The organism is Stenotrophomonas sp. CFBP 13724, assembly GCF_014841975.1.
GTDB lineage: Bacteria > Pseudomonadota > Gammaproteobacteria > Xanthomonadales > Xanthomonadaceae > Stenotrophomonas > Stenotrophomonas lacuserhaii.
Map to the genome: position 1 here is coordinate 2,265,999 of NZ_JACYUW010000001.1, position 24,448 is coordinate 2,290,446.

At 67.5% G+C, this 24,448-nt stretch carries 16 protein-coding genes; 6 read left to right on the forward strand and 10 right to left on the reverse strand.

Annotated features, from left to right (window positions below; all coding sequences use genetic code 11):
• Window positions 1–33: 33 nt before the first annotated feature.
• Both IFT63_RS10070 and IFT63_RS10075 read right to left on the reverse strand, forming a co-directional pair.
• A complete protein-coding gene (locus IFT63_RS10070; RefSeq protein WP_192084203.1) occupies window positions 34–3,540 on the reverse strand; it encodes a hybrid sensor histidine kinase/response regulator in 3,507 nt (1,168 codons plus the stop codon).
• Window positions 3,541–3,714: 174 nt separating this feature from the next.
• Window positions 3,715–7,263 (reverse strand): ATP-binding protein, encoded by a 3,549-nt coding sequence (locus IFT63_RS10075; protein ID WP_052811920.1) that lies wholly within the window; start codon window positions 7,261–7,263, stop codon window positions 3,715–3,717.
• A 207-nt stretch (window positions 7,264–7,470) separates the two neighbouring features.
• Here IFT63_RS10075 and IFT63_RS10080 point away from each other — a divergent pair, with 207 nt between their 5' ends.
• The 3 genes from IFT63_RS10080 to IFT63_RS10090 are packed head-to-tail and all read left to right on the forward strand — an operon-like array spanning window position 7,471 to window position 9,261.
• On the forward strand, window positions 7,471–8,115 hold the full coding sequence (locus tag IFT63_RS10080) for a YceI family protein (protein ID WP_042613494.1): 645 nt from the start codon (window positions 7,471–7,473) through the stop codon (window positions 8,113–8,115).
• Entirely contained in the window at window positions 8,112–8,681 is a 570-nt protein-coding gene (locus IFT63_RS10085; protein ID WP_042613495.1) for a cytochrome b, read from the forward strand. The genes IFT63_RS10080 and IFT63_RS10085 overlap by 4 nt, the downstream gene beginning before the upstream one ends.
• A gap of 4 nt (window positions 8,682–8,685) precedes the next feature.
• The gene (locus IFT63_RS10090) at window positions 8,686–9,261 is read left to right on the forward strand and encodes a YceI family protein (RefSeq protein WP_042613496.1); all 576 of its coding nucleotides are present in this window, start codon (window positions 8,686–8,688) and stop codon (window positions 9,259–9,261) included.
• Between the two features lie 37 nt (window positions 9,262–9,298).
• On the opposite strand, the gene IFT63_RS10095 is transcribed toward IFT63_RS10090, so the two are convergent.
• The gene (locus tag IFT63_RS10095; protein WP_042613497.1) at window positions 9,299–9,529 is read right to left on the reverse strand and encodes a glutaredoxin family protein; all 231 of its coding nucleotides are present in this window, start codon (window positions 9,527–9,529) and stop codon (window positions 9,299–9,301) included.
• A gap of 96 nt (window positions 9,530–9,625) precedes the next feature.
• Here IFT63_RS10095 and IFT63_RS10100 point away from each other — a divergent pair, with 96 nt between their 5' ends.
• Both IFT63_RS10100 and IFT63_RS10105 read left to right on the forward strand, forming a co-directional pair.
• Window positions 9,626–11,008, forward strand: a complete 1,383-nt coding sequence (locus IFT63_RS10100; protein ID WP_042613498.1) for an L-serine ammonia-lyase — start codon at window positions 9,626–9,628, stop codon at window positions 11,006–11,008.
• 77 nt (window positions 11,009–11,085) lie between these two features.
• Window positions 11,086–12,078, forward strand: coding sequence for an alpha/beta hydrolase (locus IFT63_RS10105; protein WP_192083997.1), 993 nt, complete (start codon window positions 11,086–11,088; stop codon window positions 12,076–12,078).
• 45 nt (window positions 12,079–12,123) lie between these two features.
• Here the strand turns inward: IFT63_RS10105 and IFT63_RS10110 are convergent, their stop codons facing one another.
• The 3 genes from IFT63_RS10110 to IFT63_RS17685 all read right to left on the reverse strand — a co-directional run bounded on the left by IFT63_RS10110 (window position 12,124) and on the right by IFT63_RS17685 (window position 18,705).
• Complete coding sequence (locus tag IFT63_RS10110; protein ID WP_192083998.1) at window positions 12,124–13,968, reverse strand: S8 family peptidase; 1,845 nt, start codon at window positions 13,966–13,968, stop codon at window positions 12,124–12,126.
• Window positions 13,969–14,040: 72 nt separating this feature from the next.
• Window positions 14,041–17,844: a YadA-like family protein gene (locus IFT63_RS17680; protein ID WP_192083999.1), complete on the reverse strand. Its 3,804-nt coding sequence runs from the start codon at window positions 17,842–17,844 to the stop codon at window positions 14,041–14,043.
• Between the two features lie 36 nt (window positions 17,845–17,880).
• Window positions 17,881–18,705: an ESPR-type extended signal peptide-containing protein gene (locus IFT63_RS17685; protein WP_192084000.1), complete on the reverse strand. Its 825-nt coding sequence runs from the start codon at window positions 18,703–18,705 to the stop codon at window positions 17,881–17,883.
• Between the two features lie 338 nt (window positions 18,706–19,043).
• Between IFT63_RS17685 and IFT63_RS10125 the strand changes: the two genes are divergently transcribed.
• A complete protein-coding gene (locus IFT63_RS10125) occupies window positions 19,044–20,309 on the forward strand; it encodes a HAMP domain-containing sensor histidine kinase (protein WP_192084001.1) in 1,266 nt (421 codons plus the stop codon).
• Here IFT63_RS10125 and IFT63_RS10130 read toward each other — a convergent pair whose 3' ends face one another.
• The 4 genes from IFT63_RS10130 to IFT63_RS10145 are packed head-to-tail and all read right to left on the reverse strand — an operon-like array spanning window position 20,310 to window position 24,417.
• The gene (locus tag IFT63_RS10130; protein WP_192084002.1) at window positions 20,310–21,014 is read right to left on the reverse strand and encodes a winged helix-turn-helix domain-containing protein; all 705 of its coding nucleotides are present in this window, start codon (window positions 21,012–21,014) and stop codon (window positions 20,310–20,312) included.
• A gap of 51 nt (window positions 21,015–21,065) precedes the next feature.
• Window positions 21,066–22,154 carry a homoserine dehydrogenase gene (locus IFT63_RS10135; RefSeq protein ID WP_192084003.1) on the reverse strand — a complete coding sequence of 363 codons (1,089 nt, stop codon included), beginning with the start codon at window positions 22,152–22,154 and terminating at the stop codon, window positions 21,066–21,068.
• Window positions 22,151–23,389, reverse strand: a complete 1,239-nt coding sequence (locus tag IFT63_RS10140) for an O-succinylhomoserine (thiol)-lyase (RefSeq protein ID WP_192084004.1) — start codon at window positions 23,387–23,389, stop codon at window positions 22,151–22,153. Before IFT63_RS10140 ends, IFT63_RS10135 begins: the two co-directional genes overlap by 4 nt.
• A complete protein-coding gene (locus IFT63_RS10145; RefSeq protein WP_042613502.1) occupies window positions 23,386–24,417 on the reverse strand; it encodes a homoserine O-succinyltransferase in 1,032 nt (343 codons plus the stop codon). Before IFT63_RS10145 ends, IFT63_RS10140 begins: the two co-directional genes overlap by 4 nt.
• Window positions 24,418–24,448: the final 31 nt, after the last annotated feature.

A 24,448-nucleotide genomic window follows, 5' to 3' on the forward strand; every position in this document is an offset into this window, starting at 1 on the left:
CGGTGCCGACCATGGCCGGCACTTCGGATCGCCCTACGCCGCCATCGCCCGTGCGATGGCTTCGGCCAGCAGATCCCCGGTCACCGGCTTGCGCAGGAAGCCCTGCATGTCCGCGGCGGCGACGCGCTCGGCCAGATCGCCATCGGTGCGCGCGGTCACCGCCAGCAACGGCAGCGCGTGCCCCTGGTTGCGCAGGTGCAGCGCCAGGTCGAAGCCGCTCAGCCCAGGCAGGTCGAGGTCGAGCAGGCCGATGTCGAAGCGCTCCCCGGCCATCTCGCGCAGGGCCGCCAGGGCGTGCTCGGCATGCACCACCTCGTGCCCGCGCGCGCGCAGCAGGCCTCCGACCACCTCGGCAACGGTCGGATCGTCCTCCACCAGCAGGATGCGCAGCGGAAGCGCCGGTGTCCGCCACACGTCCGCGGCCGGCGTGCCGGTAGCCCCGAGCGGGTGCAGTGTCAGCGGCAGCTCGACGCGGAAACGCGTGCCGCGTCCCAACTGGCTTTCCACGGTGATGTCCCCGCCCATCGCCAGCGCCAGCTCACGGCTGATCGCCAGCCCCAGCCCACTCCCGCCGTACTGGGCCGCGGTACGTGCGCCGTCGGCCTGTTCAAAGCGCCGGAACAGGCGCTTCTGTAGTTCGTGGCTGATGCCGGGGCCGGTGTCGGTGACCTCGAAGCAGAGGCCGCATCCGTCATTGCCGGCACGCGCCAGCAGGCTGATCGAACCACGCTGAGTGAACTTCACCGCATTGCCGAGCAGGTTCAGCAGGATCTGCCTCACCCGCAGCGGATCGCCCTCCGCGGCCAGTCCCGGGGCCAGCTCGTTGTACAAGGTGAACTGCACCGCCTTCTGCCGGGCCAGCGGCGCGGTAAGCGCCTGCACCTCGGCAAGCAGCGCGTGCAGGTCGATACTCTGCACCTGCAGCTCCAGGCGACCCGACTCGATCCGCGCCAGGTCCAGCGCATCGTTGACCAGCAGCAACAGGTGCTCGCCGGCGCTGCGGATCGATTCGGCCTGGCTGCGCTGGCGGGTGTCCAGCGGCGATGACAGCAGCAGTTCGGTCATGCCCAGGACACCGGTCATCGGCGTGCGCACCTCGTGTCCCAGATTGGCCAGGAAGCGGGTCTTCGCCGCTGATGCCTGCTCGGCCACTTCCTGCTTGTGCACGGCCATCTGGTAATCGTGGCGCCGGTGCAGGCGCCGCCGATACAACCAGGCGAAACCGCTCAGCAGCAACAGCGACGCTGCGGCCAGCACCAGCACACCGGTGACGCTTCGCCACCAGGGTGGCAGCACCTGGAACTCGAGCGTCTGGATCCGCGACCAGACGTGGTCGGCAGAACGCGCCTGCACTTCCAGTGCGTAGCGGCCCGGCGGCAGCGCCGAGAACACCCGCTCCCCGCCCGCCCCGCCATCGACCCAGTCCGGGTCGTACCCAGCCAGCCGGAAGCGATAGACGTTCGATGCCGCATCACTGAAGGAAAGCAGTCGCGCCACGATGTGCAGGTCACGGTCGCCATCTTCGATGGTCACTGCGCCATCGTGGGTCAGATCGACCACCTTGTCGCCGCGGCTCACCTCGACCCGTTCGATCACCAGCGGCGCCTGCCGCGTTGGCGGCCCCACCTTGAGCGGATCAAACACCACCAGCCCGGCCGGCGTGCCGGCCAGCAGGTGCCCACTGGTCGCGGTGACCAGCGTGTTCTCGCGGAACTCCTGGCTCGGCAGGCCGTCATGCACACCGTACAGGCGAACGTTCGGCGTGCGCGGGTCCACCCGCAGCATGCCGCGCGGGCTGCTGGCCCATACGATGCCGCCGGCGTCGACCGCCAGCCCATTGGCCGCCAGCGCCGGATAGCCCTGCACCGCGCCGATCGCCCGGTGCCGCTGCAGGGCATTGCCGTTCCACCGATGCTGGACCAGGCGACCATCCTGGGAGAGCCACACCTGATCGTCGGCCGCCAGCACCATGGCGTGCACCGCACCCGATGGGCCACCATCGACCTGGACAAAACGCGCCCCCACCGCGTCCCACTCCTGCACGCCGGCGCTGCTGGTCAGCCACGGTCGGCCGCGCGGTCCACATTCCAGGCTGGTCGCAAGCTGTCCCGACTGCAGCCCCCCCTGGCCGAGCGGCACGTCGTGCAGCAGGTGTCCGTCCAGGTCGCGCGCCTGCACACCGGAAGGCGACATGGTCCAGACCTGGTCAGCGCACACCGCGATGTCCTGGACGTTGCCCTCCATCACCGCATCCTTGCCTGCATCGGTGCCCCAGCGCAGCAACTGGCGGCTGGCCGGGTCGTAGCGCTGCAGGGCGTCCATCGACCCGATCCACACCCGCCCGCGCGCGTCCTCGGCCACCGACATCAACCAGTGGTTGCCGTTCACCCAGGTCAGGTGCTGCTGCACTTTCCCGGTCACCGGGTCCAGCTTGTCCAGCGCGCCATGGCCGCCGACGGTCCACACGCCGCCGTCGTGCGAGGCCGCGGCGCCCAGTACGTACGCGTTGCGCAGCGATGACGGCTCGTCCTCCAGTCGCGCCAGCACCGAAAACTGCCACCAGCGCGGCAGCAGGTGCCATAGGCCGGCATTGGTGCTGGCCAACCAGATGCCGCCTTCGCGGTCCTGGAATGCGCCAGTCCAGTTCGGGCGTACCCGGCCGCGCGCCAGTGCACTGTAGAGCGGCACCTGCTGGTAACGGCCATCAACGCCGCGCCCAAGCCCGGAGCGGGTGTCCAGCCAGTAGCCCCCCTGCTCGTCGTGCAGCATCACCCCGAGCACCTGGTCGTTGTCCGGGACCGGCCAGGGCGCGGGTTCGAAACGTCCGTCGGCACGCCGCACGATGACACTGCCCAGGGTGTTGATCCACAGGCTGCCATCCGCATCGGCGGTCATGCCATTGATCACCGCGTCGGCGGGCAGCGCATCCGGTGCGCGCTCGAAATCAGTCCCGGTCCAGCGCGCCAGGCCCCGCTTGGTACCCACCCACAGCGTGCCATCGGGCAGCGTGGCCAGGAACGGGACGCTGTTGGACGGCAGGCTGCGCGGGTTGCCCGGCTCGGGCAGGAAACGCTGCAGTCTGTCCTGCGCATCAAGGCGGTACAGGCCGCCCTCATAGGTGCCGAACCAGATCGAACCATCAGGGGTGGAGGCAATACTCCAGACCGTGTTGCTGGCCAGCAGCGGCTGGCTGGCACGGTCATAGAAATGCATCTGCCGACGATCGGCGGACAGGCGCACCAACCCGGCATTTTCAGTACCGATCCACAACTGGTTACGCGCATCGGCGAGCACCGTCCAGATCCGGTTGTCGCGCAGGCCATCCTCGGCGCGCCAGATGCGATAGCTGCGGCCATCGAACCGCGCCAGCCCGTCATTGGTGGCGATCCATAGGTAGCCCAGGCGGTCTTCGGCCATCCGGTTGACGGTGTTGGAAGGCAGGCCGTCGAATACGGTCAGCTGTCGTGGCGTGGGCGGAACCGGCTGCGCGAACGCACGCGCAGGTGCAAGCAACAGCCAGCCCGACAGCAACAGCGCCATCGCCGTACGCAGACCCGTCAACCTTGCCATCTCTGCATTGCCGTCCCTCACCTGCCAGACCGCGCGTTCAACGCAGCGGTGGATGCGACAGCACATCGCCGTCCCGGCATGGTAAACCGAAGCCCGCCTCTTCGCGCAGGACGCGGCATGCCCTACCCGCTGTCGGCGGTGGTTTCACTCCGAAGCTCGACGCTGGCGCGCCCGGGCGATCGCTTCGACCAACATGTCCCCGGTCACCGGCTTTCGCAAAAAGCCATCGAACCCCGCCGCCAGCACTTCGGCTTCGGCATAGGCATCCGAACGCGCGGTCACCGCCACCAGCGGGAACTCATGCGCCAGCGCGCGCAGCTGCCGTGCCAGTGCCAGGCCGTCCAGTGCGGGCAGGTCCAGGTCGAGCAACCCGACATCGAACGCAGCGGTGGATGCTTCTGCCAACGCGGCCAGCCCATGCAGTACGTGGACCACGCGGTGCCCGCGCGCTGACAGCAGGCCGACGATGACCCGGGCCACGGTTGGATCATCTTCCACCAGCAGGATCGCCAGCCCAGGCAGATCAAGGGACAGCAGACCGGCGCCGGGCGCTGGGGGACACGCCTCCGTCTGCCACGGAAGCGGCAATTCGACGCGGAAACAGGCACCTTGGCCGGGCCGGCTCTGCACGCCAATGCGGCCGCCCATTGCCACGGCAAGCTCCTGGCAGATCGCCAGGCCCAGCCCGGAGCCACCGAACCGCGACGCGGTGCGTGGACCGTCGGCCTGTTCGAAGCGCTCGAACAATCGCGCCTGCTGCTCGACAGTGATGCCCGGCCCGGTGTCGGTAACCTCGAACACGATTCCTGCGCCGCCATCGGACAGCTGCACCGCCAGGCGCACCTCGCCGCGCTCGGTGAATTTTATGGCGTTTCCCAGCAGGTTCATCAGGATCTGCCGTACCCGCATTTCATCGCCGCTGGCCGAGACATGACCCGGCACGTTCACCTGACGCTGGAAGGCCAGCCCACGCTGCCCTGCCAACGGCTCCATCAGGCCCTGCACTTCGTCCAGCAGTGCCTCCAGGCCGAACGGGCGGATGTCCAGCTCCAGCCGCCCCGCCTCGATGCGCGCAAGGTCCAACGCGTCGTTGACCAGGCGCAACAGGTGCGTGCCGGCCTGGTGGATGGCCCCGGCGTAGCCGCGCTGCTGCTCGTCCAGTGGGCTGTCCAGCAACAGTTCGCTCATCCCCAGCACACCGGTCATCGGCGTGCGTACTTCATGGCCCAGCGTGGCCAGGAAATGACTCTTGGCCTGGGATGCCTGTTCGGCAAGATGCTGTTTGTGCAGCGTCAGCTGCCACTGCTGGCGACGGCGTAGCCGCAGCCGCACGTACCACGCCAGGGCAGCCAACAGCAGCACGCTGGCCAGCACATACAGCAGCAACGCGGTGCCATTGCGCCACCAGGGTGGAAGCACCTCCATCCGCAGGTCCGGGGCGATGGTCCAGTCCCCGCCGGCGCGGCGCGCCTGCACTTCGATGCGGTAGCTGCCTGCAGGCAGGCGCGACAGCGTGCGCTCGCCGTCTACAGCCTGCACCCAGTTCAGGTCATACCCGTCCACGCGGAAGCGGTAGGCATTGCTAAGCGGGTTGGCGAAGGAGAGCAGGCGTGCGTTGATCTGCAGGTCGCGATCGTCCGGCCCCAGCACGACCGGGGCATCCAGGGGCAGCTCCTGCCACCCTTCGCCATCGTCGCGGCGCACCCGCAACGCACCGACCACCAGCTGCGATGGCGGCAGCTGAGCGTCGGGCTGGTTCGGATCGAATCCTACCAGGCCGATCTTCGATACGGCCAATACCCTGCCTGCGGCATCCTGCGCAGGCGGGCGACCGTTGAACTCCGCATCGGGCAAACCATCGCGCTCGGTGTAGATGCGCAGCTGTCGCGCCAGGGGATCCCAACGCATCAGACCTCGCGGACTGGTGGCCCATATCTGTCCGTCGGCCGCGGGCACCAGTCCGCCGATCGACACCGGCGGCACGCCTTCTGCCGCAGCAACCTGCTCGCGCAGGTTCAGGCCCAGGCCGTCCCAGTCGTAGCGTTCGAATGCCCCCTGCCGTGCCAGCCACACACGGGTCGGCGAAACCCAGGCGATATCGAAGATCGGGCCACGCGAGACGCCCGGCACGGCCAGGAACGCGCTGTCCTGGAAGCGCAGCACGCCCATGTCGCCCACCACCCATGGCTGCCCTCGGGGATCGAAGCGGATCTGTTCGATCGGCGCTTCACTGCGTCCAGGCAGATCGCTGGAACGTATTTCCTGCAGGAGTCGCCCGCCCGCATCCCGGTGCTGCAGGCCATGGTTCATCACCGACAGCCACACGGTTCCATCGGGCGCGGCGCGCATCAGGTCGATGCGCTGGCGCAGGTCCGCGCCTCCGTGGATCAACCAGTCGCGATGGCTGCCGCGGCCAGGGTCGTACACCGTGATGCGCCCTGCGCGCCCCAGCCACAACGTGCCGTCGGGACGCGGCAGCAGCGACCAGACCGCACCGCTGCCGATGGTCCGGTCGCTGACCAGCAACGACAGCGTGCCCTTTCCATCGAGCCGATACACGCCCGGCGCTGCACCGATGTAGAAGTCCGTGCCGTCGCTTGCCGCGCTCAGCAGGTACTGGCTGTCCAGTGGCTTGCCGTCCAGCTGGTACCAGGTCGAGAAACGTTTCCAGTCCGGCGGCAGGTAAGCCAGTCCTTGGGTCAACAGCGCGATCCAGATGCCTCCTTCGTGGTCCTGCAGCAGATCCACCACGCCGCTGTGCACGGTCAGGAAACCACTGCCGCGGTCGCCTTCCAACCGGCGCAGCCGTTGCTCATCGCCGCGCAGCAGCCCATCTGAGCTGCCTACCCAGAAGCCGCCCTGGCGATCATGCAGCACCTTGGAGGAGCGCAGTGTGTCGCCCTGTGACCACGGTGGACGTTGGACCGCATCGTGCGCATCGATGTGGAACATGCCGTCGGACTGCGTGCCAACCCATACGCCGCCGGCCGCATCGCGACTGAGCCGCAGCACCGCGGTGGCGCCCAGGGTTGCCGGCCCGATCCGATCAAAGCCAGTGCCGTTCCAGCGCGCGACACCCCGCTCGGTGCCAATCCACAGGCGTCCCCGTCCATCAACCAGGCTGGAAAAGACCGTGTCACCGGGAATGCTGTGCCGATCATGCGGATCATGACGGAACAGCTGCACCTTGCCCGCTTCGTCGCGTCGGCACAGCCCGTAGGCGCTGGTGCCGATCCACAGCGCCTTGTCGTGTTCGGCCAAGGTCCAGAACTGCCCGTCACACGCCTCGTTGATGTCGTCGAGCGTTTCAAAGGCGTCACGGGCCGGTCCCATGCGGACCAGACCCACGCCGTTTATGCCCAGCCAGAGGCGGTCCTGGACGTCCACCAGCAGCGTTTCGATCTCATCGCCAGGCAGGCTGCCCTCGGCCTGCGGATCATGGCGCCAGCTGCGCAGCGACACGCCGTCGTAACGCGCCAATCCGCCATCGGTTGCAGCCCAGATGTAGCCTTGGCGATCCTGCGCCAAGGCCGTGACCATCCGCGATGGCAAGCCTTCCGCCGGGCCCAGCCGCCGTAGCCGGGGCGTTTCGGTCGCATCCTGCGCGCCTGCCAGCGCCTGGCAGGGGAACAGCCCTGACAACAGCAGGCCGGCCACTGCCAACAGCCATCCCAGCGCTCGTCCTTGATGCATGTGCTTGGCCATCGCTCCCCCTTGGATGCAGGCGATTGTCACACAGCCTTGACGATGCGTCCGGCGGGCGGGATGCTGCCGGTGGCATTGCCGACGGGCCTTGGCAGGCAAGGACCATCGGCACCATGATCTGTTGCAGCCATGTGGCTGCTCGCGAAGCCGGTGCCGTGCGTATGATCGTCACGTCCCCCTGCAGGAGCCTACCGCGTGCTGCGACGCCTTACCCTTGCCTTGCTGCTGTCCGCGCTGCCCGCGATCAGCGTGGCGGCCACGCCGACGTACCGGCTCGACCCGGTGCACACACGGGTCCTGTTCGCCATCGAACACGCCGGCTTTTCCCATGCGCTGGGCACCGTATCCGGCAGTGAGGGCGAGTTGTCGTTCGATCCCGCCGACTGGGCCGCTTCACGCCTGGACGTGCGTATTCCGATCGCCCGCCTGGACCTGGGCGATGCCAAATGGAACCAGGCCACGCTGGCGCGCAACCTGCTCGATGGCGAACGCTTTCCCGAAGCACGCTTCGTGTCCACTGGCGTCGAGCAGATCGATGACACCCATGGGCGCGTCAAAGGAGACCTGACACTTCGTGGGGTTACCCGTGAAGTCGTGCTGGAGGTCAAGCTCAACGCCCTCAAACGGCATCCATTGCCGCCGTTCCGCCGCACCGCCGGTTTCTCGGCGACTGCCACGCTGAGCCGCCGCGACTTTGGCATCACCGCATGGTCCAGCATGATCGGCGACAGCGTGCAGCTGCGCATCGAAGCGGAGGCCGTTCGCGACCGCAACGCCAGTGATGACGGACCACCCCCCGCCCCCGTTCCGCCCGAGCCCACTGACAGGAGCACGCCATGACCCGTCCCAATGCGCAGCGCTGGGGTGGCGTGAGCCAATCCCTGCACTGGCTGATCGCGTTGCTGATCCTCACCCTGGGCGTGGTCGGCCTGACCATGGGCGAGCTGCCGAAGACGCCGAAGTATTTCTGGGTCTACACCGCGCACAAGTCACTGGGCATCAGTGTGCTGGCGCTGGTGGTGCTGCGCCTGGGCTGGCGCCTGTATGCCGGCGCACCACCGGCGGTACCCGGCACCCCAAGCTGGCAGGAACGCATCGCCAGCGCCACCCATGGGCTGCTGTATGTCCTGATGTTCGCCATGCCGTTGTCCGGCTGGATCTACGACTCGGCAAGCGGGCTGCGTCCGTTCCGCTGGTTCGGCCTGGTCGACGTGCCCAAGCTGGTGGCGCCGGATCCACAGAAGGTCGCCATTTCCCATGCCATCCACGAATACGGGTTCTGGCTGTTGATCGCAGTGGTGCTGGCCCATGCCGGTGCCGCGCTCTACCACCACTTTTTCCAACGCGATGCCACCCTGGCGCGCATGCTGCCGCGCGACTGGCTCGCCTCTTCCCAGAAGGACTGATTCGATGAGCATCAAACTGAGCACTCCCTCGGCCGTCGCCGCTGCGCTGGCCGGCCTGCTGGCCGCCTCTCCGGCGATCGCCGCCGACTACGTACAGGCGGCCGGAGCGCCGGGTTCCAACCTGGCCTTTGCCACCAAGTACGACGGCGAGGTCTTCGCCGGCACCTTCCCCGGGTTCTCCACCCAGCTCAGTTTCGACCCGGCCAACCCTGCGGCCGGCAAGCTGGAGGTGAACATCCCGCTGGCCGGTGCCAAGAGCGGCAACAGTGACCGCGACTCCACCCTGCAGGGCGCGGACTTCTTCGATGTCGGCAAGTTCGCCACCGCGCGCTACTCCGCCAGCGGCTTCCGCGCACTGGGCAGTGACACCTACGCTGCCGATGGCACGCTGGAACTGCGCGGCGTCAGCAAGCCGGTGACCCTGACCTTCACCTGGACCCCCGGCACCCAGCCGGTACTGAAGGGCAAGGCCACCGTGAAGCGCCTGGACTTCGGCGTGGGAGGAGGCGACTGGGCCGACACCAAGAGCATTCCGGACGAAACCGCGATCAGCACCGTGGTGACATTCAAGGCGAAATGACCGACGCAGGTCCGCCAGCGCCGGGCAAGGTCCGGCGCTACGGATCCGGGTGCCTCCATGCCGCCAGTGCCGCGGCGTCGAATGGCCAATCCAGCTCACGGTCCGCACCGGCATCACGCAGCACCGGCACGCGCGCTCCATACCGGGGTTCCAGCGCGGGATGCCCATCGATGAACACCGGATCGAAATCCGGAAAACGCGCCTGGGCGAGCACGGCCAAGGCCTGGTCACACAGCTGGCAGTCATCACGCTGGTACAGGATGAACACAGGCAGGGCTCCGATGGCTTTGCTGCGGCGCAGCCAAGGATGCGCTGCGGCAACCGTTAGAATAGCGCCTTTCCCGGTACCCGCAGCACGGCATCCATGGCAGTCAGCACGTTCGACGTCTTCAAGATCGGCATTGGCCCGAGTTCCTCGCACACCGTAGGCCCGATGAAAGCGGCCGAGCGCTTCGTGCACCGGTGGCTGCTCGATCCTGGCCGGCTGCAGGACGTGGTGCGCATCCGCGCCGACGTCTACGGTTCGCTGGCACTGACCGGTCGCGGACACGGTACCGACAAAGCGGTACTGCTGGGGCTGGAAGGCCAGCGGCCGAACCTGATCGACCCGGACATCATCCCGGCCACGCTGGAACGCATCCGGACCAGCAAGCGCATCAACCTGATGGGCCAGCATGAAATCGCCTTCGACGAGAAGCGCGACCTCGGGCTGAACAAGCGCCAGAAGCTGCCCTACCACACCAACGGCATGCGCTTCACAGCCTATGGCGCCAACGATGAGCTGATTGCCACGCGGGACTATTACTCGGTCGGCGGCGGCTTCGTGGTCAACCAGGATGATGCGGCCGACGACCGCATCGTACCCGATGAGACCCCGCTGCCTTATCCGTTCAAGAGTGGCGATGAACTGCTGGCGCAGACCGCGCGGAGCGGGCTGAGCATTGCCCAGCTGATGTTCGAGAATGAAAAATCCTGGCGCAGCGAAGACGAGATCCGGGACCAGCTTCGTGAAATATGGGAAGCGATGCAGGCGTGCGTGGCCCGCGGCATCCGCCAGGAAGGCGTACTGCCAGGCGGACTGAAGGTCGGCCGGCGCGCACCCGCCCTGCACCGCGAGCTCTCGTCCAAGCCGGAAGCTGCGATGCGCGATCCGCTGACCACGCTGGACTGGGTCAACCTGTACGCGCTGGCGGTGAACGAGGAAAACGCCGCCGGCGGCCGCGTGGTGACCGCCCCCACCAACGGCGCCGCCGGCGTGCTGCCTGCGGTGCTGCATTACTTCGACCGCTTCTGCCCGGGGGCGAATGAACAGCGGATCTTCGACTTCCTGCTGACCTCGGCGGCGATCGGTATCCTGTACAAGGAAAACGCCTCGATTTCCGGCGCCGAAGTCGGTTGCCAGGGCGAGGTGGGCGTGGCCTGCTCGATGGCCGCCGGTGGTCTGGTCGCCGCGCTGGGCGGCAGCCCCAGCCAGATCGAAAACGCCGCCGAGATCGGCATGGAGCACAACCTGGGCCTGACCTGCGATCCGATCGGCGGTCTGGTGCAGATTCCCTGCATCGAACGCAACGCGATGGGCGCAGTAAAAGCGATCAATGCCTCGCGCATGGCGATGCGCGGCGATGGCAAGCACAAGGTATCGCTGGACAAGGTCATCAAGACCATGCGCGACACCGGCCGCGACATGCAGGACAAATACAAGGAAACCAGCCGCGGCGGGCTGGCGGTGAACGTCATCGAGTGCTGACGCCACTGGTGGTGGGTGACGACCGTTGGTCGTCACGCCTTTCCGGTTAACCTCGAGCTTTCCCCCCGGAGACCACCATGCGCCTGCTGGCCACCGCCCTGCTTGCCTGCCTTCCAATCACCACGTTCGCCGCCGGGAGCTACGGCGCCCGGCTGGAAGGCTTCCACTATCCCCATCCGGTCAGGATGTTCGCGCTGCAGTCGCAGCGCCAACCACTGGAAATGGCCTACCTGGACCTGTCGCCGCCGCGTGCGCCGATCGGCACGGTGGTCCTGCTGCACGGCAAGAACTTCTGTGCTGCTACCTGGCAGGAGAGCATCCAGCCCCTGCTTGATGCCGGCTATCGGGTAATCGCACCAGACCAGGTGGGTTTCTGCAAATCCAGCAAACCGCAGGGCTACCAGTATTCGTTCGGCCAGCTGGCGGCCAATACGCATGCCCTGCTGCAGCAGCTCGGCGTGCAGCGCGCGCACATCGTCGGCCATTCAATGGGCGGCATGCTGGCTGCCCGCTATGCACTGCTGTACCCGGATGCCACCCAGTCGTTGTCGCTGGTCAATCCGATCGGCCTGGAGGACTGGAAAGCGTTGGGCGTACCGTGGCGCAGCGTGGATGCGTGGTACGCCAACGAGCTGAAGACCAGCTTTGAATCCATCAAGAAATACCAGCTTGATGTGTATTACAACGGCGATTGGAAACCATCCTTCGAGCACTGGGCGCGCATGCAGGCCGGCATGTATGCCGGCCCGGGCAAGGACGCCGTGGCATGGAGCCAGGCGTTGACCTCGGACATGGTGTTCAACCAGCCCGTGGTTCATGAGCTCAAGAACATCCGCGTACCGACCACGCTGTTCATCGGCCAGACCGACCGCACCGCCATCGGCAGGGACCTGGCGCCGCCGGCACTGAAGGCAACGCTGGGTGACTACCCCGCCTTGGGCAAGGCCGCTGCCAGGTCCATTCCAGGCGCGGCGCTGGTCGAATTCCCCACACTGGGACATTCCCCGCAGGTGCAGGATCCACACGCGTTCAACGTCGCCCTGCTGCGTTCACTGGTCGCCAACCGGTAAGGCAGGGAGGGGCACGCATCGCGCGTGCCCCAAGGCCAGCGTCGATCAGCGTGTGATCGCCAGCACCCCCACATCGGTGAACGCCGCCTCGCCCACGATACGCAGGTACCAGGTACCTGCACGCGGATTGCTCACCACGATGGTCTCCGCATTGCCGGGACGGTTCGACCGGAACTGGGCATCGTCCGGCGTCGGCGCGGTCCCCTGCGAGGCGTACAGGCTGACATCACCACGACCGCCCACTGTGCGCAGATTCAAGCTCCGCGTGCCGGCCGGAACAGTGAGCTGATAGACGAACGACTGCGCCGCAGCGCCGCCGAGACCGCTGGACAGCACGCCATTCTGCAACCCGGGAATGGGCGGCTCGGGCAAGGGATTGCCGAGCGCCAACTGCACCGCGCCGGCGGCATCGGCCAGGCCCGCGCCGATCTGCCTGTCTGCAGGCGGCGCTATCGGGAAGGGACGCGCGGAATCAACCAGCAGTTGTCGTACCTGCGCCGGCGACAGCGCACCCCGGTCCGCGCCGACCGATGCAGACTGCATCAGTGCGACGATGCCCGCCACATGCGGGGCGGCCATCGATGTACCGACCATGCCGACCAGGATGTCCCTGCCTGCGACGGTCGCACCTTCATTGCCGGTGGACCACACGTAACCCTGCGAAATGCCTGCGCTGCTGTCCGGGTCGCCGCCGGGAGCAGCCAGAGCCACACTGCTGCCGTAGTTGGAATAACTGGCGATGCGTCCACCGATACCGGTCGCCCCGACGGTAATGACGTTCCTGCAGCTGGCCGGGCTGTAGTTCACCGCGTCGGCAGCCTGGTTGCCAGCGGCCACCACCACGGTGGTACCGCGAGCGGTCGCCAGATCGATGGCCTCCTGGGTTGCGGGGTCCTCTGCACACCTGCCCGAACCGCCCAGGCTCAGGTTGATGACATCGGCCGGCGTAGGATTGTCCGGCACGCCATCAACGTGGCCGCCAGCGGCCCAGACGATGGCATCGGCGATGTCGGACGTCAGTCCACCGCAGTGGCCCAGCACCCGCACCGGCTGTACCTTTGCTCCCCAGGCCGTACCGGCCACGCCGATTCCGTTGTTGGTCATGGCAGCCACCGTGCCGGCGACGTGGGTGCCATGCCAGCTGCTGCTGGAACTGCCACCACACCACGGCATGGAGGCATCGACCCAGTCGCCCGGGTCGGTCGCATCGGGATCGCGGCCATCGCCATCGCCGGCGACATCGGGTTGATCCGCCGATTGGCCATACCAGGAGATGAAGTCATAGCCCGGGATCAGGTTGTCTTTCAGGTCGACGTGCGGGGTGGCGCCGGTATCCAGTACCGCTACCACAACGCCTTCGCCGGTGCTGTGCTCCCAGGCGGCCGGGCCCCGGATGCCGCCCACGGTATTGAGCAGGTCCCATTGATAGATCGGCAGTTGCGGATCGTTGGGCATCAGGTCCAGCGCGTATTTGCGCGTGTCGAGCTGTGCGTAGGCCACGTCCGGATCCGCGCGCAGCTGCTGCAACAGCGCCTGCGATTCGGCAGGCGCCAGCACTCGCGAGGCGATGATGATCTCGGCACCGGTTGCCCCGCGCCGCACGCTCTGCAGGCGCGGCAGTGTCTGTGCCGACTGCACCACGATGCCACGCGAAGTAGCGGCCGCCAGGCTGGCCGGCACCCGGCTGCGATCACGTGCCGGCGCACTGCCCGGCCTGTATTTGACGATGAAGTTCGTCGCGCCGTTCGATGCCTGCGCGCCAGGCAGCTGACGCAGTGGCATGACCCGGTTGCCCGCGGCCAGGTCGGCAGCAGCACTCGACAAGGAGAAGGTGCCCAGCGCCACGCCTATGGCAACGGCGCAGGCACAGAAGGAAAGCGGCTTGTTCATGGGTTTTACATCCATATGAGGGGTAACACACGACCCTGGGAAGAGGCCGCCCCGGACGGGGCGGCCGGGGGGTTACAGGTCGATGCCGAAGCCGACGCCGGCCGAGCGGTCACTGCCGCTGAACGCTCCGCCCAGGCTGAAGCTGGCACGCTCGCCGACCTGCTTTCCATAACCGACCGACAGCGCCTGCTCTCCGTTCTGCCAGCCGGCACCAACGGCCACACGGCCGCGCGGGCTGCGGCTCCCAGCGGCATTGAGCGCCATGTTCATCATGGCGCTGCTCATGGCGCCTTGGCGGTCGATGCGACGATCCTGCTGGTGCAGGCGTTGGTCCACGCCCTGGGACAGGTCGACGAAACGGTCATCCATTTCCTTGAAGCGCGAGTCGGTATAGGTTCGCGCCGACGCCAGCGTCTGTGCATCGCCTGCCTGCATCTGCCCGACAGTTGCCGCATCGCTTGCGGCCGTGCCCGAACCGACATGGGTGATCCGGCGCAGGTTGTCGGTGCTGCCGACAGACACCGTATCGGCATCATTGGCGATCGAACCTTCACCTATCGCCACCGCGCCTTTGCCGGTCCCGGCAGCCACCAGGCCGTGGCCCGGCCCGCCCGCATCGGCGCCTTCACCGGGCCCTGTGCCGATCGGCAACTGGCCACCGCTTTCCCCGCTGCCGCCCGCTCCGGTGCCGGGCCCGGGCGCCGGAGCAGCAGCCGATTCCAACAGGCCTACCCGCGTGCCGAGCGCACTGACCGCGCCATCCAGGGCGCCCACCGCACCGCCGACATTGCCGAAACGACCCCCCTGCACGGTGTAGACCGGTCCGATCAGCATGCCGTCGCCGCCCAGCGCAGCACCGCCCCCCAGCGCGCGCACTACGTCATTGTGCTGGTCGACGTTGACCGCATCGGTTGATGCCACGCCGGCGCGGACGTTGCTGATCGTGGTGCCCTGCTCACCGCCCAGGGTGATGCGTGCCTTGCCCTTTTCATCGTAGCGGACCGCCGTGGCGTCCAGATCCCCCAGGCCGTCGCCGAGATCGGCGATGGCGCTGTCCATCTGGCGCTTGTTGACCGCATCGGTGCCTTCAGTGGCATCGGCGACATTGACGATCTGACGCTCCCCGCCAACACGACCCACGGAGACGGTATTGGCTCTGTCGGCCAGACTGGATGCGCCGATGGCTACCGAGCCTTGCGCCTCGGCCACGGCCGACGCACCGAAGGCGACCGACCCGTTGCTCGATGCCTTCGCAGACGAGCCAATCGCCACACTCTCATCTCCAGTTCCAGCAGCAAATTCGCCGATGGCGATGCTGCCATCGCCCATCGCATCGGCAAAGTTGCCTATCGCCAGCGCACCCCATCGCGTCGCGCGGCTGCCGAGGCCGACGGCGATGGAGTAGAGGCCAGTGGCCTCCGCGTTCCAACCGACCGCTGTGGAACCGTACAGCAGCGCCTTGGCGCCGTATCCGATCGCGGTGCCTTCGGACTGTGCATGGCTGTAGGTTCCCACTGCGGTGCCAAAGCCATCGCTGGAGATAGCGCCGAAGCCCACTGCGGTTCCCTGCGCGTCTGCACTGGAGGCGGTACCCACGGCAAGGGAGTTTATGCCGATCGCTTGTGCACCCGCGCCGAATGCAGCCGCACCGGAACCCGAGGCTGTCGTCGTGCGCTGCACCGGTAGGCCATCGACGAGCCCGTCATAGGCACCACCGACGGCCGTATTGAAGTCCCCGCTTGCCACCGCACCCTGACCGATCGCCAACGCATTGGTGCCGAGCGCGGAGCCGGCGCTGCCAATGCTTAGCGCACCCTCACCAAGTGCGAGGGCCTGCGCACCCATCGAAATGGCGTCCGCCCCGATGGCATTGGCCTGGTGACCGGCAGCCAGGCTGCCTGCTCCTTCGGCACTCGCCTGCGGCCCGATCGCCGTAGCCCCCTTACCATTGGCGAAGGGATCCTCACTGCCATCATCGGTACCGTCGACCGCAACGAAGCGACCACTACCCGCCTTGGCTTCCACGCCTTTCAGCTGGGCAAGGTTGACCGCATCATGGTCCTGGGTACCGGCGGCAACGTCGGTGATCTGACGCTGCATCACCCCGTGGTAGTCCCCCATCCGGTCCCACCATTCCTTGGATGCGCCCACCGACACCGTATTGGCGCGGCTGGCAACCGATCCGTGGCCCAGCGCGACACTATCAGTAGCCTGCTGCTCCACCCACGAAGTGCCGATGGCAACACTGCGGTCACCGTAGGCCACCGCCATCGTGCCCAGCGCGGTGGCGTATTCCCCATGGCTGTAGGAGAACTTGCCGACTGCCACGCTGCCCAATCCGTCGGCCGTGCTGCCGCCACCGAGGGCGGTGGCTGCACTGCCAGACGCACGCGCCGATGCACCGATGGCCGTTGCCTGGTACGCATCGGCATGGCTGTCGTAGCCCATTGCCACGCCGAATGCCTCGCTGGCGCCAGCCGAGCTGCCCAGCGCGATAGCGTTCCATGCCGATGCCGTCGCGTTCCAGCCCAGCGCCGTGGAGCCCAGCCCGGTGGCATGTGCGTTGGTGCCCATCGCGGTGGAATATGCGTAGTCGGCCAGGCTGTCCGTACCGATGGCGATGTTGTTGCTGAGCACGGCGGGATCGGTGCCGCCAGCCGCATGCGCCTTGTTGCCCAGCGCAACGTTGTTGGCCCCCTTGCTCATCGCGTCCTGGCCAATGGCGGTGCTGTTGTTGCCATGCGCTTCAGAACGCAGCCCAAGCGCGACTGCGCTCTGGCCGAAGGCACCGCTCAGCGGCCCCAATGCCATCGAATCGTTGCCGAACGCACGCGCCGAAGCGCCCACGGCCATGCTGTTGCTGCCAATGGCGGCGGTGTTGGTTTCGATGCAGGTGCCTTCACAGATGTACTCTGAACCGAGCGCCATCGCGCCCTCGCCGTCGGCTGACGACTTGAAACCTGCCGCGATGCTGGTAGTTCCGGCAGCGGTGCTGGAGTTGCCCATTGCCAGGCTGCCGTGGCCGCTGGCCCGGCTGAACGAACCCAGCGCGGAAGAGAAATCACCGTCAGCCGATGAGCCCACACCGACGGCGACGCCGGCCGGGCCCCCAGCGACGGCCTGGGTACCCACTGCGACCGAGCTGTTGCCGTTGGCTTCGGCCAGGCCGCCAACAGCGACGCTGCCGTAGCCGCGGGAGGCCGACAAGGAACCCAACGCCATCGACCCCGCACCCTCGGCCGTGCTGCCATCACCCAGTGCAATGGCCGACTGTGCCGTGGCGCTGGCACCGCTGCCCTGCGCGATGGCGCGCTCGGCCAGCGCGGTTGCGCCGCTTCCCACTGCAATGGACCCTTCGCCTGCAGCCAGCGCACTGCTACCGATGGCGACTGCGTGCGCGGCATCGGCCAAGCTGTTGGAACCGAATGCACTGCTTTCCATGCCGTACGCCGAAGCGTTGTTGCCAGCAGCCAGCGCTGCATCGCCATCCGCCGTGGATTCACTGCCGAGTGCCGTCGCGTTTTCGCCGCGGGCCAATGCGCCAGCACCCAGGGTCGAGGCGCCAGTGCCTACTGCCTGCGCGTTGCCGCCTACCGCCACGGTGAAGTCACCGCCAGCGGCACGCGCGTTGGCGCCGATGGCCACGCCCGCTTCGCTGTTGGTGCCGGCGTTGTAGCCTGCGGCAAAGCTGCCTGGACCGTAGGCCTGCGCGTTCGCACCCACTGCGGCGGAGCCTTGGCCCATGGCAGTACTCCTCGCACCCAGCGCGGTCGCCGCCTGGTCAGCCTCCGCCGATGCGCTGGCCCCTACCGCGGTGTTGCCGAACCCGACCACCGAGCTGCCCTGGCCGATGGCCGTACCGGCATCGCCGATCACCGTAGCCCCTTGGCCGAATGCCGAGCTGCCGATCCCCTACGTCCATGCTTCTGCACCCACTGCCGTGGTGTTGTTGCCATCAGAGGTGGCGCGGGAGCCGATCGCGATGGCCTTCTCGCCGCTGACCGAAGCACGGTCATTGCGGTCGGTGTCGCCATCGATGGCGATATAGTCCAGCGCCCCCATCTGCGCCTTTACCTGGTCCAGCTGGGCAACGTTGACGGCATCGGTCGCCTCGCTGCCGGCCTTCACGTTGGTGATCTGGCGCTCCTGTCCGCGTCGCCCTACCGACACCGTACCGACACGGTCAGCCAGTGCATTGCTGCCCAGCGCCACCGCGTCGGCAGCATCGGCCTGTGCGTACGCACCCAGTGCAACCGAGCCCGTGCCCGCTGCGCTGACTGTCGCATTGTGCCCCACTACCGCGGCTCCGGTAGCCAGTGCGCGGGCACTCTGCCCTACCGCCGTGGCCGACCCTGCCGTTGCCCGTGCATTGCTGCCGAACGCCGACGCGCCCACCGCTGTTGCCCGCGCCTGGCTGCCCACTGCGGTGGCATCGGCCCCCTGTGCACGAGCCAGCACACCTACCGCCACGGACGCATCACCGATGGCCTGCGCGTCATCGCTGCCGTCATCACTGCCGCCAACGGCCACGTAGCCACCAGAGGGGGTCGCTTGGGGCTGGATGAGCGGATCGTCCGATGCCACGGCCGCCCATGCAGGCAGCAACAAGGCGCCGGCCATCACGCACCCCGGCAAGCGCCGCCTGCCGCCCTGGCAACTTCCACGGGTGGCAAGTTCAGATGCCACCACCAGTTGCTGCAGCGAGCGGCTCCATACACGACTGAAAATCTTGTTCATCCAGCACCTCACGGTTCGAAGGGCAAAGCACTCCCGTCCCTGACGCCGCACGGTGTGCTGCACCGATCCGTACGTTGGGCGCGAGTGGTCAAAGAAGTGCCACGTGGCGCGTGGCGTCCGGTCCGGTTGCACACGTCCAGCAGCGGCGCGGATGAACGTAAGGTTCAGCCATGTTCGTTGTCACGCACCGGTTGTCACCGAATACTCGCCACTCCTCACCGTTGATCGAAATCGCGCGTCGCATGCCACACCTCTCCCCGCCACGCCCCGCTTCGAGGTGGCGCCGCTGGCTGCATGCCTGCACACCGCTCGCTGCACATGACGACGTCGACAGGCGAATGGCACCGGCCTTTCAGTTGCTGCTGTTCTTCTATGGCCTGGCCCTGCCGCTCAACTGGGCGTGGCAACTGGCGGACCGTCCCGTTCCACCGGGCTGGATGCTGGTGCTGGCAACGGATCTGTTGACCGCAGCAACCGCGCTGGTCGGCGTAGTACTGGTGCGGCGAGGGTATCTGCGACGCGCCGTGCGCCTTTTCATCTGCGCCCTGCTCGGCAGCAGCGTCATGACCTGGCACACGCTGGGCGCGCATGCGCTGCTGATCGACCAGACACCGTTGCTGCTGTTGCTGGTGATGGCGGGACTGGTGCTGGGGCGCCGCGCGTTGTGGTCGACCTGGTTCGGCATCCTGCTGGTGGTCGCGGTGGGCATGCACACCGACTACCACCTGGGGCACGACAGCCAATGGACCGCCAACGCCATGCGCAACGGTCCATCGCTGGTGCTGGCGTGGCTGATCATCGCCTTCATCCTGGACCGTACCGCCAGCGCCCTGCGCGACAGCCTGCTGCGCGAACGCCGTCACAGCGCCGCACTGCGCGGTGAAATCGACCAGCGCGAGATGCTTCAGCAGCACCTGTTGCATGCACAGAAACTGGAAATCGCTGGCCGCCTGAGCAGCGGCATCGCCCACGACTTCAACAATCTGCTGGCGGTGATCCGTGGCTTCTGCGACGAGCGCAATCGCGTTGCCGGTAGTCCGCAGCAGCGCGAAGCTGCGCTGGTGGATGCATTGGAAGGCATAGAGACGGCGGCGCGCAGGGGCGACTACATCTGTCGCGCCCTGCTTCGCCTCAGCCGCCATGACAGCGCGCATGCGGAACGCTTCGGCGTGCGCGCCGCACTACTCGAACTGCAACCGATGCTGGGCCAGCTTTTCATCAGACGCAGCCAGTTGAAGATCGGCGACGTCGATGGCGACGCGCACCTTTTCATGGATCGTAACCAGTTCGACCTGATCATGCTCAATCTAGTCGCCAATGCCCGCGATGCGTTGGGTCCGTTATCGCGTGGCCAGGTCGTGATAGAAGTGATGCAGGACAAGGGATCGGTGCAGCTGACCGTTACCGACGACGGCCACGGCATGGACGCCCTGACGCGTCAGCGGATGTTCGAACCCTTCTTCAGTACCAAGCCGCGTGACCAGGGAACCGGCCTGGGGCTGCCGGTGGTCAGCGATGTGGTGCATGCCAATGGCGGGCGCATCGAGGTGCACAGTACCTGCCAGGTGGGAACGCAGATCCGCCTGCTGTTTCCCGCTGGCTGATCAGGGCGCGAACACGTAGCCGGCACCGTGCGCGGCCGAAAGCGGAAAGGGGTGCGTGCTCGCCGCGGCGATCTTGCGTCGCAGCCGGTGAATGAGCGACTCCAGCCGGTGCATGTCGAAGGCGAGCGTGTCACCGGTCAGCGTGGCGACCAACGCCTCACGGCCGACCACTTCCCCAGCGTGCTGCATCAGGCAGTGCAGCAGCGGTCGCTCACTGCGCGTCAATGCCACCTGTTGTCCACACGGTGTCAGCAGCCGCCAGCCGCTGCCATCCAGCCGCCACCCCGGTGCGCCGCGGCTGCTGTCATCGCCGACCGACCGCAGGCGTCGCGCAAGGCTGTGCAGGGTTGCCGCCAGCAGCCCCAGTTCGGCCGGCTTGGTCAGATAGGCATCGGCACCATCGATCAGCCCGCGCACCCTGTCATCGGGACACTGGCGCCCGGTCAACATCACCATGCCGAGTGCGGGAAACCGTTGCCGGAGCGATTGCGCCAGCTCGAAGCCATCGGCGTCTGGCAGTCCCAGATCCAGCACGATGATGTGGGGCAGGCTGGCCACGAGCTGTCGCTCAAGCGCGGCGGCCGTGCCCAGCCCCACCACGTCGAATCCGTGCTCGCGCAGGCGCGGCAGGAGAATCCGTTCACGCAGCACCGCGTCATCTTCAAGCAGGGCCACGCGCAGGGAGGCAGGTTCCACGTCGCTCACTACCCCTTCATCGATAATCAGTATTGATCGATAATAGCCAGATCACCGGTCTCACCGGCGACCCGTGCGGCCATTTCGCGCAATACGCAGCACGTCATCCAACAGCGCTGCCGCCGTGACGTCGGCGCCTGCTCCCGGGCCCTGGATCAGCAGCGGCTGATCGCGATAACGATCGCTGTGTATCGCGACACGGTTGTCCGTTCCTGCACCCGATGCCAGCGGATGATCGGCGGCCAGCGACTGCAGCCCCACCCGTGCGGCGCCAGGCTGGACACTGCCGATGAAGCGCAGTACCTGCCCCGCCATGTGTGCCCGTCGCCAACGTTGCTGCACGGCTTCATCCAGCTGCGCCAGTTGTGCCAGTGCCTGCTCCGGTGGCAGCGCGGCCAGTGCCGCGGGCACCAGCGAGTCGATGTTCACCTGCCCATCGTCCACTGCCAGTCCGCAGGCACGCGCCAGGATCAACAGCTTGCGCCGGACGTCCTCTCCGCACAGATCCAGCCGCGGGTCCGGCTCGGTGAAGCCGGCAGCGAGCGCCTCGCGCACGGCCACCGAAAACGGCTGGCTACCGTCGTAGCGGTGGAACAACCAGGCCAGCGAACCGGACAATACGCCTTCGATGCGGTGGATGCGGTCACCGCCTTCGACCAGCGCGCGCAGGCTGCTCAGCAACGGCAAGCCCGCTCCGACGGTCGCACTGTCGCCGTAGCGCGCGCCGCTGTCGGCACAGTTCGCCGCAATCTGCGCTGCACGCTGCTGCTGCGCGCCCAGCCCCAGCTTGTTGGCAGTCACCACGTGCACGCCGCGCGCCAGCCAGCCTGCGTGTTCGGCGGCGACGCTTTCACTGGCCGTCGCGTCCACCACCACGTCGCCGGCGTGCAGGCTGTCGGCCTGCTTCCATGGCGCTGCTGCGGCCGCCAGCCGTGGGGCGCGCTGTATCTCATGCAGTGGCCGTTCCGGCGCACCGTCGCAGGCCAGTACCGCGCGCGAGTTGGCCAACCAACGGAACGGCGGCAAGACGAGCCCGCGCGCCTGCAACGCCTGGTAACGGACGACGAACGCGGTGCCCACCGTGCCGGTTCCCAGCAACGCCAGTCGCCCCGGGGTGGCGTGCGAGAGTTCGATGACCTGGGCGTTCATGCATCCACGACCTGTTTCTGCCGGGCGTGTGTGTCGACCACCGCCGCGGCGCGATCCAGCGCGGCGGCAAGGTCGGCGAGCAGGTCGCGTTCGGATTCGATACCCACCGACAACCGCAGCAGACCCTCGCTGATGCCGGCGTCCTGGCGTGCCTGCACGGTCATCGCCGCATGGGTCATGGTTGCCGGATGCGCGACCAGGCTTTCCACGCCGCCCAGCGATTCGGCCAGGGTGAAGTACTGCAGGCCATCGACAAAAGCGCGCACGGCCGCATGCGGATCGCCGCCGTCGCAGCTCGCCAGCTCGAAGGACAGCATGGCGCCGAAACCGGATTGCTGGCGCGCGGCGATGGCATGCCCAGGGTGGTCGGCAAGGCCGGGGTAATACACCGCGCTCACTGCCGGATGGGCGGCCAGCAACGGCACGATCGCCGCGGTGTTTTCCTGGTGCACGCGCAGCCGCGCATCCAGCGTGCGCAGGCCGCGCAGGGTCAGGAAGGCATCGAACGGCGAACCGGTCAGGCCCAGTGCGTTGGCCCACCAGGTGAGCTGCTGCGCCAGTTCCGGATCGCGCGCGACCACCGCACCGCCAACCACATCGCTGTGGCCGTTGATGTACTTGGTGGTGGAATGCAGGACCAGGTCGGCGCCGAACGCCAAGGGCTGCTGCAGGGCGGGCGAAAGGAAGGTGTTGTCGACCACCACCCGCGCGCCGGCCTTGTGCGCGGCATCGATGACGAAGCGCAGGTCGGTGATGCGCAGCAGCGGGTTGGACGGGGTTTCCACCAGCACCAGCTTCGGCGAGGTGGCCAGTGCCTGGGCCAGCGAACGCGGGTCGGTCAGATCGGCGGTGACCAGCTTGAACTGGCCCTTGCCGGACAGCGCGTTGAACAGCCGCCAGCTGCCGCCGTAGGCATCGTGCGGCACCACCAGGGTATCTTCCGGGCCCAGCAGCGCCTGCAGCACCAGGTTGATCGCGCCCATGCCGGTGGCCGTCACCACTGCACCGGCGCCGCCTTCCAGTTCGGCCAGTGCCTCGCCGAGCAGGTCGCGGGTCGGATTGCCGCTGCGCGTGTAGTCGTACTGGCGCTTGTTGCCGAAGCCGTCGAAGCTGAAGTTGGAGGACAGTACGATCGGCGGGGTCACCGCACCGTGGGCGGTATCGCGGTCGATGCCGGCGCGCACCGCGGCGGTGGTGCGGCTACAGGGCGGCGTGCCGTGGATGTCGTGGCTCATGCGGTTTCTCCCGGGATGCGGATGGCGTTGGCGAGGATCGCGTCGATGCGATCGGTTTCTTTCAGGAAGGCATCGTGGCCGTAGGGCGAGCGCAGCACGCGCAGGCTGCCGCGCGGGCCCAGGCCTTCGACCAGGCTGACCAGGTCGGCCAGCGGCACCAGGCGGTCACCCTCCACCGCCACCACCACGGTGGGCAGCAGCAGCTGCGCCGGTTCGATGCGATGCAGGTCGATGGATTCGGACAGGCGCAGCCAGGCGGTGACCGGCGTGCGCGCGACGTACTGCGCGGCGGCCGCGTCCAGGTAATCTTCGGCGGCTACGCGCACGCGCCCATTGATCACTTCCGGCGCGGCATCGAAGCGCTCGCTGAACTCTTCCGGCGTGCGGTAGCTGAGCATCGCGAACTGGCGCGCCAGGGCCAGGCCGTTCTCGTCACTGCACTGCAGCTGGCCGAGCGCAACGGCACGCCGCTGCAGGGCGCGCCAGGCGGCCGCGTAGGGGTGCGCACGATGCGCACCGCTGACCACCACCAGCCGCTGCACGCGCAGGCGGTGGCGCAGGCCGAACTGCTGGGCGACCAGCGCGCCATAGGAGTAACCGACGAAGGCCTGCAGCTGCGCGATGCCGAGGTGATCCAGCAGGACAGCCAGCGCATCGGCCTGATCGGCGGTATCGATCGGCACGTCCAGCGCGCCATCGGCGCCGATGAAATCAAATGCCAGCACGCGCAGCCGCTGCGGGTCGAGGGTCCGCCCCGGGCCGACCAGGCCTTCGGCCCAGCCTTTCTCGCCGAACTGCGCATTGGCCGCCACGTGGCGGTTGGCCGAGATGCCACCGGCCAGCACCACCACCGGCGCATCGGCGGGGCCGACCCACTCATAGCGCAGGCGGATCGGACGCGGGCCGGCATGGCGCATGTCCAGCACCGCGGCGAACTCGCCGCGTGCGGCATGCACGCGGTCTTCGACCGGCACGCTGACGGGAACAAAGGCGTCGGGGCGGAGGGCGGTGTTGGGGGCGAAGCTCATGGCGGCATCCAATAAGGAAAACGGCCATCGA

Coding starts and splice junctions, on each gene's coding strand:
- IFT63_RS10110 (WP_192083998.1), bottom strand. CDS start 13,968: ATGAACAAGCCGCTTTCCTTCTGTGCCTGCGCCGTTGCCATAGGCGTG.
- IFT63_RS17685 (WP_192084000.1), bottom strand. CDS start 18,705: ATGAACAAGATTTTCAGTCGTGTATGGAGCCGCTCGCTGCAGCAACTG.
- IFT63_RS10125 (WP_192084001.1), top strand. CDS start 19,044: ATGGCACCGGCCTTTCAGTTGCTGCTGTTCTTCTATGGCCTGGCCCTG.
- IFT63_RS10140 (WP_192084004.1), bottom strand. CDS start 23,389: ATGAGCCACGACATCCACGGCACGCCGCCCTGTAGCCGCACCACCGCC.
- IFT63_RS10090 (WP_042613496.1), top strand. CDS start 8,686: ATGAGCATCAAACTGAGCACTCCCTCGGCCGTCGCCGCTGCGCTGGCC.
- IFT63_RS10135 (WP_192084003.1), bottom strand. CDS start 22,154: ATGAACGCCCAGGTCATCGAACTCTCGCACGCCACCCCGGGGCGACTG.
- IFT63_RS10100 (WP_042613498.1), top strand. CDS start 9,626: ATGGCAGTCAGCACGTTCGACGTCTTCAAGATCGGCATTGGCCCGAGT.
- IFT63_RS10105 (WP_192083997.1), top strand. CDS start 11,086: ATGCGCCTGCTGGCCACCGCCCTGCTTGCCTGCCTTCCAATCACCACG.
- IFT63_RS10145 (WP_042613502.1), bottom strand. CDS start 24,417: ATGAGCTTCGCCCCCAACACCGCCCTCCGCCCCGACGCCTTTGTTCCC.
- IFT63_RS10075 (WP_052811920.1), bottom strand. CDS start 7,263: ATGCATCAAGGACGAGCGCTGGGATGGCTGTTGGCAGTGGCCGGCCTG.
- IFT63_RS10085 (WP_042613495.1), top strand. CDS start 8,112: ATGACCCGTCCCAATGCGCAGCGCTGGGGTGGCGTGAGCCAATCCCTG.
- IFT63_RS10070 (WP_192084203.1), bottom strand. CDS start 3,540: ATGGCGCTGTTGCTGTCGGGCTGGCTGTTGCTTGCACCTGCGCGTGCG.